Raw genomic sequence first — 12,667 nt, forward strand, 5'->3', positions numbered from 1 at the left:
GTATCAGGTGGGACACATGGGACACGTCGACATTTTCGAGGTGTCCCGCCCCCGTCTGCCCGGAAACCCGCATCAAATGGGCATCTTCGCGAGGTGGGACACATGGGACACGTGGGACACCGAAAAAAATCAAAGTCGAGAGTTTTGGGTGAGTTGCAACCTGATCAGACTGGCGGAGGTGCCGAGTGTCGATTGAATCGTTGCTGGCGACTTTGAAATCACGGAACCCCGGCGCTGGCGAGACGGGCACGGGGGCGCTGGACAAGCTGCGCGAGGCGGCGCAGGGCATCCGTGCGCCCCTATCCGGGCCGCATCCCGACGGCGCTATGTCCCTGCACGTCGACCCCAGGCAACAGCGGCTCATTGATCTGGCCGAAGGGCGCGGCATCGAGGTGCTCCGGACGCTGGGCCGATTGGTGGTGATTACCGGCGGCGCTGCCGATCTGGTGGCGCTGGTTGAGGAGGCGCAATCTGATGACGAGGTGAGGCATGGCGCTTGAAAAGCTCACCCAACCCGTTGAAGGCGAACTCATTCCCGCGAGCCGGACGGGATACTCGCGCCGACCGAGCCTTGGCACGGCGCGCGGCGTTCGGCGCGAACTGGCGTCGGTTTACCTCGAACTTAGACGCGGTGAAATCGACGAGCGCCACGCGACGAGCGCCGCTTACTTGCTGCGCTGCGTGCTCGAATCAATCCGGCTTGACGAGATTGAGCAACGTTTGACTGCACTAGAGGAGACCCGCCGATGAACGTAGCTGCTTTGCTGAGGCGCATTGCGAGACTTGAAGCCAAAGCCGATGACGAATGGCTGATCTACACCCACGAGCGCGAGGAGCCCGACGGTTCCCTGACGTTGTTGAACGACCGCACATTCGACGGCGAGCCGATTGAGGTCGCGCGCATCCCGGCGAACGAGGTCGAGCGGCACCGGCGCACCGTGATCCGCATCGAGCGGAGTCACCCGTAATGGCCTGTTCGCAGTTGCTGACCGAATACCTTGGCGAAGCGGCTGCAGCCAGGCTGTGCGCGGCACTCGGCGGCTGCCAGATCAAAATCCCCAAGCGGCGCGATGGCGTATGGTGGGCGCGGCTTGTCGAGGCAATCGGCGAGCGCGATGCCGAGGAGCTTTGCCGCATCTTCGGCGGCGAGAGCATCTACATCCCGCGCAATGCCGCATCGGGCCGCGAGGAGTTGCGCCGCCTGGTGCTGCGCCGCCTGGCCGCCGGTGAGACTTTCGCCGAGATTGCCCGCAGTCTGGAATTCCGCGTGCGCTACTCGGAGCGCGGGTTGAGGAAGCTGGTGGCGGGACCGGGCAACGGTGCGTTACTGAGTAACGGCGCGAGGGATTGACCGCCGGGCGGATCCGGCGCATGATCTGCGCACGGTGCTAGTCACACCAAATCGAAAGCGGCAGGCCGCCCCGATAGCGTGGCTTTGTTGCGTCTGTGGTTTGCCCTTTCAATGGGCGGATGCGCCATATCGTGAGGTATGGCGGCACGGCTTTCGACGTGTGACTAACATCCGCCCACCCCCGCTCGTAAACGGGCCAATAGACCTACGAAAGGAGCAATCTCATGAGCACCAAGCAATCCTCCCATTACGCCATCGGCCAAGCGCTAGTCGAGCCCTACTCAATCATGCTGGAAATCCGGCCAATCGGCCTGACGCTGGAAGAATTCCGGGCCGACCTGCCGAAGCTGTTAGCCCGTCTTGAAGAGCTAATCGCAGCATCGAATGACCGGCGCACCTGAGCCCCCGGCGCCGGTAGGACGGCACGAACCGCGACTGGCTCACATACTGAGAAATAGTGTGAAACTGGCGCGAGGGATTGACCGCGACCCCGAACCCGGCGCTTGCCGGGTTTTTTTCTGGCGAGGCTGCCGCTTGGCGGCGCTGGGGATTGGTGGCATCATGCAGACGGAGCTACCCGCCAAGCCCTGATTTTGTGTGCACCCAAGTGTGCACCCAATCGAAAAAGTCGATTGCCGAATTCCTGTCAACCATGCGGGTTTGAGTGCTCTACTTTGTATTCAGGTGCAGTGCCGTATCACCAACGCCGACTTTGTGACCATGACTTTGACGACCACCCCGCCCCTCGCCAGTGACGCCAATGCCGGTACGCTGTTCGTCGTCTCCGCGCCTTCCGGCGCCGGCAAGACGACCCTCGTGCGGATGCTGATGGAGCGCGACCCGGCGATCCGCCATTCGGTGTCCTACACGACCCGTCCGCCCCGTCCGGGCGAGCGTGATGGCCACGATTACCATTTCGTCGATATCCAGACCTTCCTCGCGATGCGCGAGCGCGGCGATTTCCTCGAATGGGCCGAAGTGCATGGCAATTTCTACGGCACCTCGAAAAGCTGGCTGCTCGGCGAGCTGGCCGCCGGTCGGGACACGCTGCTCGAAATCGACTGGCAGGGCGCCCAGCAGGTGCGCGCGCTGATCCCCGAGGCCGTCGGCATCTTCATCCTGCCGCCCTCGATCGCCGAACTGGAACGGCGGCTGCGCAACCGCGGCCAGGACAGCATCGAGGTGATCCAGCGCCGCGTCGCCGCCGCGCTGGGTGAGATGCGCCACGTCGACGAGTTCGATTTCGTTATAATCAACAATGACTTGCAGGAAGCCCTGGCGGATCTGGTCGCGGCGGTGCGAGCTTCGCGCCTGCGTTTCCGGCAGCAGCGCCTCCGCCATCCTGACGTGTTCCGTTTTCTTTCATTGCTTTGAATTCAAAGGATTGCCCATGGCCCGTATCACCGCCGAAGATTGCCTGAAACAGATTCCCAACCGTTTCGAAATGGCGTTGGCCGCCACCTGGCGTGCCCGTCAGATCGCCACCGGCAGCACGCCACTCGTCGACCCGGACAAGGACAAGCCGACGGTGATCGCGCTACGCGAACTCGCCGAAGGCAAATATGGGGCCGAAGTCCTGCACCGCAGCCTGGTCTGACGGTATGTAGGCGAAGGGGCGTCCTCATGCCGGCGGCCATGTCGTCCCCATCCATTTCGCCGCAGCCCGCCAGCGCGCCGCCCTCCGTCGTCGACGAGCCGCCGATCATTCCGCTCGACATGCATCCGCCGGTCGATCTGGCGGAGGATTTCGAGCACTTCATCGCCCAGCTGCATGTCTACCTGAAACCGGAGGACGTGGACCACGTCGCGGCGGCCTACCACTTCTCGGCGAATGCGCATCGTGGCCAGTTCCGCTCCAGCGGCGACCCGTACATCTCCCATCCGCTCGCCGTCGCCGAGACACTGGCGCACTGGCATCTCGACCCGCAGGCGCTCTCCGCCGCGCTGTTGCATGACGTGATGGAAGACACGGCGATCACCAAGGCGCAGATCGCCCAGGATTTCGGCAAGGTCACCGCGGAACTCGTCGACGGCGTCTCCAAGCTCGATCGCATCGAGCACCAGTCCTTCGAAGAGGCGCAGGCAGAAAACTTCCGCAAGATGCTGCTGGCGATGGCCCAGGATGTGCGGGTGATCCTGATCAAGCTGGCCGACCGTCTGCACAACATGCGCACGCTCGATGCGATGCGCCCCGAGAAGCGCCGCCGCATCGCGAAAGAGACGCTCGAAATCTACGCACCGATCGCCAACCGTCTCGGTCTCAACACGCTGTTCCGCGAGCTGCAGGAGCTCTCGTTCCGTCATCTGCATCCCCTGCGCTACCGCGTCCTCGCCAAGGCGGTGCGTGCTGCGCGCGGCAACCGCCGCGAGGTGATCGAGAAGATCATGGCGGCGATCAAAGCGCGGCTGGCCGAGGCGCACATCGATGCCGAGGTGATGGGCCGCGAGAAGCATCTCTATGGCATCTATCGCAAGATGCGCGAGAAGCATCTGACCTTCTCGCAGGTACATGACATCTATGGTTTCCGCATCGTCGTCGCCGACGTGCCGACCTGCTATCTCGTCCTCGGCGCGCTGCATGGCCTCTACAAGCCGGTACCGGGCAAGTTCAAGGATTACATCGCGATCCCGAAGGCGAATGGTTACCAGTCGCTGCACACCACCTTGATCGGCCCCTTCGGCACGCCGATCGAAATCCAGATCCGCACACGCGACATGCACCGCGTCGCCGAGTCCGGCGTCGCTTCGCACTGGCTCTACAAAGACGTCGAATCGTTTTCCGAGCTCGAGCGCACCACCCATCAATGGCTGCAATCGCTACTCGAGCTGCAGACCGCCTCGGTTGATTCCGCCGAGTTCCTCGAACACGTCAAGGTCGATCTGTTCCCCGACGAAGTGTATGTGTTCACGCCGGCCGGCAAGATCCTTTCGCTGCCGCGTGGCGCTACCGCGGTCGATTTCGCCTATGCGGTGCATACCGACATCGGCCACCGCTGTGTCGCCTGCAAGATCAATCACGAGCATCTCCCGCTGCGCACCGAGCTCAGGAACGGCGATCGCGTCGAGATCATCACCGCGCCGAACGCGGCGCCGAATCCGAATTGGCTGGCGTTCGTCAAGACCGGCAAGGCACGCGCGCAGATCCGCCACTTCCTCAAGACCCGGCAGCACGAAGAATCCGCCGCGCTCGGCGAACACCTGCTCGCCCAGGCGCTGGCCAATTTCGGCCACCGCATCGAAGAGCTCGGCGCCGCCGCCTGGCAACGTTTCCTGCGCACCTTCTCCGGCAAGTCGCAAAAGGAAGTGCTCGCCGACATCGGTCTGGGCAAGCGTTTGCCGGCGATCGTCGCGCGGCGTCTGATCGATGGCCACGCCGGTGGCGTTGCTACGCAAGGCAGGAGTCCGATCCGCATTTCCGGCCCCCAAGGCATGGCGATGCAGCTGGCGCGCTGCTGCCGGCCGATTCCCGGCGATCCGATCGTTGGCGTGATCCGCGCCGGCCAAGGGCTCATCGTCCATACCCACGATTGTCCGACGCTACGCAACCCCAAGGCGGCGCGCACTGCACGTGCTGCCGGCGGGGTGCGTGAATGGGTCGATGTCGAATGGGATCCGGATGTGAAAGGACCGTTCGAGGTGCTGATCAAGGTCGTTGCGCAGAATACGCCCGGCGTCCTGGCGAGAATCGCCGCGACGATCGCCGAGCATGACACCAACATCAACAACGTGCGCATGGATGCCGATGGTGGCAGCACGACGGCGCTGTATTTCATGTTGCAGGTAAACAACCGCACCCATCTGGCGGGTATCCTGCGCAGTCTGCGGCGGCTGCCGATCGTCACACGCATCAGCCGCATCAAAGAGGATCATTGAACCCAGATTGTCCATTAGACCGGGCTAACTTACCATGAGCATGCGAAACGATCATTTCATCGCCCTACACGGCGGGTCTCAAACTGCGGGCGGCATCTTCGCGCCCCCGCTCCTTGCCAATAGACACGGTTATTGGCTCGTCGCGGGGACGCAAACCTGCTCGCCCTCGCCTTCGAAACCCGCTCGTGTTCCAATGGACAATCTGGGTTGAAACGGAGAAATACACGATGAGCAAACTCAAAGGCTACGAATCCGAATACACGAAATTCATGCGCGAATGGCTCAAGCAGCATCCCGAGCAGATCGAGGAGCAGCAAAAAGGCCGCGCGCTATGGTGGGATCGCGGCAATCTCGATCCGGACGAACTCGCCCGTCGCGCCGCGGTGAAAGTCCCACAGAAGCCGTATTACTATGACGTCAATTGAGAAAATGCCGAATCAATCGCTGCACGCCGGCAGCCGCGGTCTCGCGGTTGCATTGCTCGTTGTCTCGTACGGCTGGGTGGCGCTTGCCCGTGCGGCGGAGACGCCGCAACCCGTCGTGCCACCCAAACCGGTCGTGTTGCAGCCGACGGCGGCCATGCCGCCAGCTCCCATATCACCCGCTACCGAGCCTGTCGCAGCGGTCAACAAGTCCACGCCGGTAAAGGCGGGCAAAGCCAAGCCCAAGACGGCGAAAAAGCCCGTCAAAGTCAAACCGAAACGCCGTTGAACGGGGCTTGCCGCTCTTTTCCGAGCGGCATACTCGACATTCGAATTTCTTGACACCTGTCAAGCAAATTCGCCGTGCGCAATCCTAGGATGCGTCCATCTCAATCCCATAAATTTTTTGGGGTCTCAGGGCGCATTCCATGAACATTTCCAGCGTCATCGTCATTCCGCATCCCGAGCAGGTCGCGGCAGTGCGTGCCCGCCTGCAAACCCTTCCCGGTGTCGAGCTCGCCGCCGTCTCTCCCGAAGGCAAGATGATCGTCACGATCGAAACGGCGAGCGACCGGGATACCGTCGAACGCTTTGAGCAGATCAATCTTCTGGACGGCGTGATGTCGGCCTCCATGGTCTATCACCAGAAAGAGGATGATCCGGAAGCACCCATTTCTTCTGTGGAGGCGTCGCCCGCCGGCGATGCCACGGCACTGGCTTGAAAACAAGGAGATTGGCAATGGAACTGACACGGCGTGAATTCATCAAGGCAAATGCGATCGCCGCCGCGGCCGGCGTGGCGGGCATGTCGATTCCCGGGGCCCAGGCGCTCGCGCAGGTCAAGGCTGATGACGGCATCCGCTGGGACAAGGGCGCCTGCCGCTACTGCGGCACCGGTTGCAGCGTGCTGGTCGGCGTCAAGGATGGCCGCATCGTCGCGACACAAGGTGACCCCGACGCGCCGGTCAACAAGGGATTGAACTGCGTCAAGGGCTATTTCCTCGCCAAGATCCAGTATGGCCAGGACCGGCTGACCAAGCCGCTTTTGCGCATGAAGGACGGCAAGTACGACAAGAACGGCGAGTTCCAGCCGATCTCCTGGGATCAGGCCTTCGACATCATGGCCGAGAAGGTCAAGGCGACCTTGAAGAACCCGGAACAAGGGCCGCAGGGCGTGGCGATGTTCGGCTCCGGCCAATGGACGATCTGGGAAGGTTACGCCGCCGTCAAATTGATGAAGGCGGGTTTCCGCTCCAACAGCATCGACCCGAACGCGCGCCATTGCATGGCCTCGGCGGTGGCCGGCTTCATGCGCACCTTCGGCATCGACGAGCCGATGGGCTGCTATGACGACATGGAGCATGCCGACGCCTTCGTGCTGTGGGGCTCGAACATGGCCGAGATGCACCCGATCCTGTGGACGCGCATCACCAACCGTCGGCTCACCGCCGACCATGTGCGCATCCATGTGCTGTCCACCTTCTCGCACCGTTCCTGCGAACTCGCCGACAACGAGATGATCTTCAAGCCGCAGTCGGATCTGGCGATCCTCAACTACATCTGCAACTACATCATCCAGAACGGCGCGGTCAACAAGGACTTCGTCGCCAAGCACGTCGGCTTCTTCAAGGGTGTCACCGATATCGGTTATGGCCTGCGCCCCAACCACCCGCTCGAGCAGGCGGCCGGCAACAACGGCTACCCTGGCCCGGACGGCAAGCCGAAGGGCGATCCGAACAAGCACACACCGATCACGTTCGAAGAATTTGCCCAGTTCGTCTCCGAATACACGCTCGACAAGGCGCACGAGCTTTCCGGCGTGCCCAAGGACAAGCTCGAAAAGCTCGCCAAGACCTATGCCGATCCGAAGACCAAGGTCTGCTCCTACTGGACGATGGGCTTCAACCAGCACACGCGCGGCACCTGGGTCAACAACATGATCTACAACGTGCATCTCTTGGTCGGCAAGATCTCCGAACCCGGCAACGGCCCGTTCTCGCTGACCGGTCAACCTTCGGCCTGCGGCACCGCGCGCGAGGTCGGCACGTTCACGCATCGCCTGCCGGCCGACATGGTGGTGATGAATCCGAAGCACCGCGAGACCGCGGAAAAGATCTGGAAACTGCCCGCCGGCACGATCAACCCGGTGCCCGGTTATCACGCGGTGCTGCAATCGCGCATGGCCAAGGACGGCAAGATCGGCTTCTTGTGGACATCCACCACCAACAACATGCAGGCGGGCCCGAATGTCAATGGCGAGGTCTATCCGGGATGGCGCAATCCGAAGTGCTTCACGGTCGTCTCCGATGCGTATCCGACCGTCTCGGCGATGTCGGCAGATCTGATCCTGCCCGCCGCGATGTGGATGGAAAAGGAGGGCGCCTATGGCAACGCCGAGCGGCGCACCCAGTTCTGGCGCCAGCAGGTCAAGGCGCCGGGTGAGGCCAAATCCGATCTGTGGCAATACCTGGAGTTCTCGAAGCGTTTCAAGGTCGAGGATGTCTGGCCGGCGGAGCTCGTCGCCAAGATGCCCGAATACAAAGGCAAGACGCTCTACGAGATCCTCTATCTCAACGGTCATGTCAACAAGTTCCCGAAGGAAGAGGCGGCAAAGGTGAATGCCCACGCCTGGACCGGCTACACCAACGACGAGACCGAGCACTTCGGCTTCTACGTGCAAAAAGGGCTGTTCGAGGAATATGCCGAGTTCGGCCGTGGTCATGCTCACGACCTCGCGCTGTTCGACACCTATCACAAGGTGCGGGGCCTGCGCTGGCCGGTGGTGGATGGCAAAGAGACGCTGTGGCGCTTCCGCGAAGGCTACGACCCCTATGTCAAGAAAGGCGAAGGGGTGCGCTTCTATGGCTATCCCGATGGCAAGGCGAAGATCTTCGCGCTGCCTTATCAGCCGGCTGCCGAAATGCCGGACAACGAATACGACCTGTGGCTGTGCACCGGCCGCGTGCTTGAACACTGGCATACCGGCTCGATGACGCGGCGCGTGCCCGAGCTCTACAAGGCCTTCCCGGATGCGGTGGTGTTCATGCACCCGAAGGATGCCGAAAAGCGTGGCCTCAAGCGTCACGACGTCGTCAAGGTCATCACGCGGCGCGGCGAGATCCAGCTGCGCGTCGAGACCAAGGGGCGCAACAAGCCGCCGGAGGGATTGATCTTCGTCCCGTTCTTCGACGAGCACCGCCTGGTCAACAAGCTCACCCTGGACGCCACCTGTCCGATCTCGAAAGAGACCGACTTCAAGAAGTGCGCCGCCAAGGTGATCAAGGTCTGACCCGATCGATGGCTCGGTAACGTAACGACATGGAAACGGGAAGCAGGACAGGGGGCAGGCTTCCCGCCCCACGAACATGGCTCAAGATACGAAATCCAAAGGCTCGGCCCGTCGCCAGTTCCTTGCCGACACCGCCCGCATGGTCTGCAGCGTCGGCCTTTTGGGACTGGGCGTCGGACTCTACGCGCGGCATGCGACCGCGCTGCCCCCTGCTGCCATCCGTCCCCCCGGCGCTTTGCCGGAAACGGCATTCTCTGCCGCCTGCATCCGCTGCGGCATGTGCGTGCGCGACTGCCCGTATGACATCCTGCATCTCGCCAAACCGGAAGAGCCCATGGCGACGGGCACGCCCTATTTCGTCGCGCGCCAGGCGCCATGCGAGATGTGCGAGGACATCCCATGCGTAAAAGCCTGCCCGACTGGGGCGCTCGATCACCGCTTGACCGACATCACCAAGGCCCGCATGGGGCTCGCGGTGCTGATCGACCACGAGACCTGCCTGAATTTCTTGGGCTTGCGCTGCGATATCTGCTATCGCATCTGCCCGGTGATCGACAAGGCAATCACGCTCGAACCGATGGCGAATACACGCACCGGCAAGCATGCGATGTTCATCCCGACCGTGCATTCCGAAGCCTGTACCGGCTGCGGCAAATGCGAGAAAGCCTGTCCGACGGAAATCGCCGCGATCAAGGTGCTGCCGATCTACGTCGCCAAGGGCCAGCTCTCTGCACATTACCGGCTCGGCTGGGTCGAGAAGGAGAAGGCTGGCGGCAGTCTCGTTGCACCGGATGTCGAGCACCAATACAACCTGCCGGAGGGCATGCGCTATGACTACGGCGGCAAGGGTTTGCTCAACGAGCCGCCGGCGCCAGGTGCGGGCGCCGCAACGCCCGGCGCTCAGGGAAGTGCCGCCCCGCCAGCGCCGACTTTTCGAGGTGAGGCGGCGCCCGGCGGAACGCCTTCATTTCCGTCAGCGCCGACTTTCAAAGCCCTGCAGGGAGACAAGCTATGAGCGCGCGGCCCGAACGTCCCGGTGCGGAAGCCGTTGCCACCAAGGGTTGGCTTGCTGCACACAAGTGGCTGATCCTGCGCCGCACTTCGCAATTGGGCATTCTGCTGCTCTTCCTCGTCGGCCCGTGGTTCGGTTGGTGGATCGTCAAGGGGAATCTCAATTTCAGTTACACGCTGAACACCCTGCCGCTGGCCGATCCGTATCTGCTGCTGCAGGCGTTGATGAGCGGACAGACCCCCGAGAAGCTCGGTCTGATCGGGGTGACGATCGTCGTGCTGTTTTATCTCTTGGTCGGCGGGCGCAGCTATTGCAGCTGGGTCTGCCCGGTCAATCTGGTGACGGATTTCGCCGCCTGGCTGAGGAACCGGCTGGGGCTCAAGGGCGGCAACGCGCACATCTCGCGCCAGACCCGTTACTGGATTCTCGGCATGACGCTCTTGGTCTCGGCTGCCACCGGCACGATCGCCTGGGAAATGGTCAATCCCGTATCGATGCTGCATCGCGGCCTGATCTTTGGCATGGGGCTCGCCTGGGCGGTGATCCTGGCGGTCTTCCTGTTCGACCTGTTCGTGATGCGTCACGGCTGGTGCGGCCATCTGTGTCCGGTCGGGGCGTTTTACAGCCTGATCGGCAAATTCTCGGTGATGCGCGTCAGGCTGCCGAGGCGCGAGGCCTGCAACGACTGCATGGACTGTTTCGCGGTCTGTCCCGAGCAGCAGGTGATCCGGCCGGCGCTCAAAGGCATCGACGGCGCGCCGCCGGTGATCCTGTTCGCCAACTGCACCAACTGCGGACGCTGCATCGATGTCTGTTCGAAGGATGTTTTCCAATTCGGCACCCGCTTCGGCGCCAACGAATCCGTGGCTGCCGGCACGGTGTCGCCGGTAACGAAATGAGCCCACTTTGTGTCCCTCCTGGAGGAATCCGATCATGAAAAACGCCACCCTAGGTAAGACTGCCGGCCTCGCGCTCGCGACGTTTTTGGCCTCGCTCATCGGCTGCGCATCCACCAGCGGCCCGGCCCCGATGCGTGGCGCCGACGTTTCGGCGCCCGACCGTGCGCCGGAGGTCAAGGTCTATGCCGACAAGATTCCTGGCGTCGGCCAGGCCCACCTGATCGATCGCACCTTCATCGGCCAGCCGCCGCTGGTGCCGCATACGGTCGAGAAATACCTGCCGATCACGATCGAGGAAAACGCCTGCCTCGAATGCCACATCACCGACGAGCTACGCGGCCAGAAAGTGCCGAAGATCGGCCAGAGCCACTTCTCGAAAACCCTCAAGAAGAAGGATGGCAGCCCGGCGGTCGAGATGAGCCGTTTCCAGTGCGACACCTGTCATGTGCCGCAGGTGGATGCCAAGCCCCTGGTCGATAACAAGTTCGTCGGCGTCACGAAATGAGTTTTTCAACCACGTAACGGAGCACTCAAATGAAACACATCCGCCGCATGATCGTGACTGCGAGCTTCGCCGCATTCACCCTCACCGGATTCTCGCCCGCTGCACTGGCGCTCGACGTCGATGCCGCCAAGGATCTTGCCGAGCAGAACAACTGCAAGCAGTGCCATGGTCTCAAAAAGGACAAGGATGGCCCCTCCTTCCTGAAGACGGCCGAGAAGTACAAAGACAAGCCCAATGCCGTCGATGAGATCGTCAAGCATCTCACGTCGGGCAAGAAGGTCAAGCTCGCCGACGGCAGCGAGGAAAATCACAAGATCGTCAAGACCATGCCGCCCAACGACATGGCGCAGATCAAGAACCTCGCGCAATACATCCTGTCGATCAAGCCCTGACGGCGGCAGATCATGACGCAATCGGATCCTGGACGCCAGGGCTGGTGGGCGCGGCTCAAGCGGCCGAGCGCGAAGCATTCGGTGCTCGCGCTCGCCACGATGGGCTTCGTCGGCGGCATCGTTTTTTGGGGTGCCTTCAACACCGGCATGGAGGCGACCAACACGCTAGAGTTTTGCGTGAGCTGCCATGAGATGCGCGACACCGTGTATCAGGAGTATCAATACACGATCCACTACAGCAACCGCACCGGCGTGCGCGCGATCTGCTCGGACTGCCATGTGCCGAAGGACTGGACGCACAAGCTGATCCGCAAGATCAAGGCGAGCGGCGAAGTGTGGGGCAAGCTCACCGGTTCGATCGACACCAAGGAGAAGTTCGAGGCGAAGCGGCTGGAACTGGCGCAGCACGAGTGGGAACGCATGAAGGCGCGCGATTCGATCGAGTGCCGCAACTGCCACAGCTTCGAGGCGATGAGCCCAGAACTGCAGAAGAAAACGCCTTACAAGAAGCACATGGAGGCCAAGGCGGCGGGCAAGAGCTGCATCGATTGCCACCAGGGCATCGCCCACAAGCTGCCGAAGGGCTACAAGAAGCCGGGCACTGAGGACGAAGAAGAGTGATTTCAAGAACTGCCGGCCGGTGCGAGCGTGATCGCGCCGGCCGGGCACACCGGCAGGCAGGCGCCGCAGCCGGTGCAGCGCTCGGTGAGGACGACGGGCAGGGCTGCGCTGCCCAGCCGCGGCGAAAAACGAATCGCCTGCTCGTCGCAGGCATCGCCGCAACTGCGACAGACCACGTTATCGACATAGGCGATGCAGGCCGGGCCGATCGAGGCCAGCTGTGCTTTCGTGGTGGCTGTGGCCTCGACCGTGTTTTGCGAAGCTTTGATGCGGCCGCGCAGGAAATCGCGCCGGGAAATCATG

At 62.3% G+C, this 12,667-nt stretch carries 18 protein-coding genes; 17 read left to right on the forward strand and 1 reads right to left on the reverse strand.

Annotation, left to right across the window (positions count from 1 at the left end; all coding sequences use genetic code 11):
• Positions 1-185 precede the first annotated feature (185 nt).
• The 17 genes from M52SOB_RS12885 to M52SOB_RS12960 all read left to right on the forward strand — a co-directional run bounded on the left by M52SOB_RS12885 (position 186) and on the right by M52SOB_RS12960 (position 12,364).
• Entirely contained in the window at positions 186-500 is a 315-nt protein-coding gene (locus tag M52SOB_RS12885; RefSeq protein WP_131112181.1) for a hypothetical protein, read from the forward strand.
• Positions 490-750 carry a hypothetical protein gene (locus M52SOB_RS12890; RefSeq protein WP_131112182.1) on the forward strand — a complete coding sequence of 87 codons (261 nt, stop codon included), beginning with the start codon at positions 490-492 and terminating at the stop codon, positions 748-750. The genes M52SOB_RS12885 and M52SOB_RS12890 overlap by 11 nt, the downstream gene beginning before the upstream one ends.
• Positions 747-968 carry a hypothetical protein gene (locus tag M52SOB_RS12895; RefSeq protein WP_131112183.1) on the forward strand — a complete coding sequence of 74 codons (222 nt, stop codon included), beginning with the start codon at positions 747-749 and terminating at the stop codon, positions 966-968. Before M52SOB_RS12890 ends, M52SOB_RS12895 begins: the two co-directional genes overlap by 4 nt.
• Positions 968-1,351: a Mor transcription activator family protein gene (locus M52SOB_RS12900; RefSeq protein ID WP_131112184.1), complete on the forward strand. Its 384-nt coding sequence runs from the start codon at positions 968-970 to the stop codon at positions 1,349-1,351. Before M52SOB_RS12895 ends, M52SOB_RS12900 begins: the two co-directional genes overlap by 1 nt.
• Positions 1,352-1,575: 224 nt before the next feature.
• Positions 1,576-1,752 (forward strand): hypothetical protein, encoded by a 177-nt coding sequence (locus M52SOB_RS13985; protein WP_172601849.1) that lies wholly within the window; start codon positions 1,576-1,578, stop codon positions 1,750-1,752.
• 319 nt (positions 1,753-2,071) lie between these two features.
• Complete coding sequence (gmk, locus tag M52SOB_RS12905; RefSeq protein WP_131112185.1) at positions 2,072-2,725, forward strand: guanylate kinase; 654 nt, start codon at positions 2,072-2,074, stop codon at positions 2,723-2,725.
• Between the two features lie 16 nt (positions 2,726-2,741).
• Positions 2,742-2,948: a DNA-directed RNA polymerase subunit omega gene (rpoZ, locus tag M52SOB_RS12910; RefSeq protein ID WP_131112186.1), complete on the forward strand. Its 207-nt coding sequence runs from the start codon at positions 2,742-2,744 to the stop codon at positions 2,946-2,948.
• A gap of 119 nt (positions 2,949-3,067) precedes the next feature.
• On the forward strand, positions 3,068-5,224 hold the full coding sequence (locus tag M52SOB_RS12915) for a RelA/SpoT family protein (RefSeq protein WP_284155248.1): 2,157 nt from the start codon (positions 3,068-3,070) through the stop codon (positions 5,222-5,224).
• A 227-nt stretch (positions 5,225-5,451) separates the two neighbouring features.
• On the forward strand, positions 5,452-5,649 hold the full coding sequence (locus M52SOB_RS12920; protein WP_131112188.1) for a DUF3460 family protein: 198 nt from the start codon (positions 5,452-5,454) through the stop codon (positions 5,647-5,649).
• 4 nt (positions 5,650-5,653) lie between these two features.
• The gene (locus M52SOB_RS12925; RefSeq protein ID WP_131112189.1) at positions 5,654-5,935 is read left to right on the forward strand and encodes a hypothetical protein; all 282 of its coding nucleotides are present in this window, start codon (positions 5,654-5,656) and stop codon (positions 5,933-5,935) included.
• Between the two features lie 139 nt (positions 5,936-6,074).
• Positions 6,075-6,368, forward strand: a complete 294-nt coding sequence (locus tag M52SOB_RS12930; RefSeq protein ID WP_131112190.1) for a chaperone NapD — start codon at positions 6,075-6,077, stop codon at positions 6,366-6,368.
• Between the two features lie 17 nt (positions 6,369-6,385).
• Complete coding sequence (napA, locus tag M52SOB_RS12935; RefSeq protein ID WP_131112191.1) at positions 6,386-8,935, forward strand: nitrate reductase catalytic subunit NapA; 2,550 nt, start codon at positions 6,386-6,388, stop codon at positions 8,933-8,935.
• A 76-nt stretch (positions 8,936-9,011) separates the two neighbouring features.
• Positions 9,012-9,950, forward strand: coding sequence for a ferredoxin-type protein NapG (gene napG / locus M52SOB_RS12940; RefSeq protein ID WP_131112192.1), 939 nt, complete (start codon positions 9,012-9,014; stop codon positions 9,948-9,950).
• Entirely contained in the window at positions 9,947-10,846 is a 900-nt protein-coding gene (gene napH, locus M52SOB_RS12945) for a quinol dehydrogenase ferredoxin subunit NapH (RefSeq protein ID WP_131112193.1), read from the forward strand. The genes napG and napH overlap by 4 nt, the downstream gene beginning before the upstream one ends.
• Before the next feature lie 34 nt (positions 10,847-10,880).
• Entirely contained in the window at positions 10,881-11,351 is a 471-nt protein-coding gene (locus M52SOB_RS12950) for a nitrate reductase cytochrome c-type subunit (protein ID WP_131112194.1), read from the forward strand.
• A 29-nt stretch (positions 11,352-11,380) separates the two neighbouring features.
• Positions 11,381-11,743: a c-type cytochrome gene (locus M52SOB_RS12955; protein ID WP_131112195.1), complete on the forward strand. Its 363-nt coding sequence runs from the start codon at positions 11,381-11,383 to the stop codon at positions 11,741-11,743.
• A 12-nt stretch (positions 11,744-11,755) separates the two neighbouring features.
• Entirely contained in the window at positions 11,756-12,364 is a 609-nt protein-coding gene (locus M52SOB_RS12960; RefSeq protein ID WP_131112196.1) for a NapC/NirT family cytochrome c, read from the forward strand.
• A gap of 2 nt (positions 12,365-12,366) precedes the next feature.
• On the opposite strand, the gene M52SOB_RS12965 is transcribed toward M52SOB_RS12960, so the two are convergent.
• Complete coding sequence (locus M52SOB_RS12965) at positions 12,367-12,666, reverse strand: 4Fe-4S dicluster domain-containing protein (protein ID WP_131112197.1); 300 nt, start codon at positions 12,664-12,666, stop codon at positions 12,367-12,369.
• Between the last annotated feature and the right edge of the window lies 1 nt (position 12,667).

It is taken from the genome of Sulfuricystis thermophila, from assembly GCF_004323595.1.
Taxonomy (GTDB): domain Bacteria; phylum Pseudomonadota; class Gammaproteobacteria; order Burkholderiales; family Rhodocyclaceae; genus Sulfuricystis; species Sulfuricystis thermophila.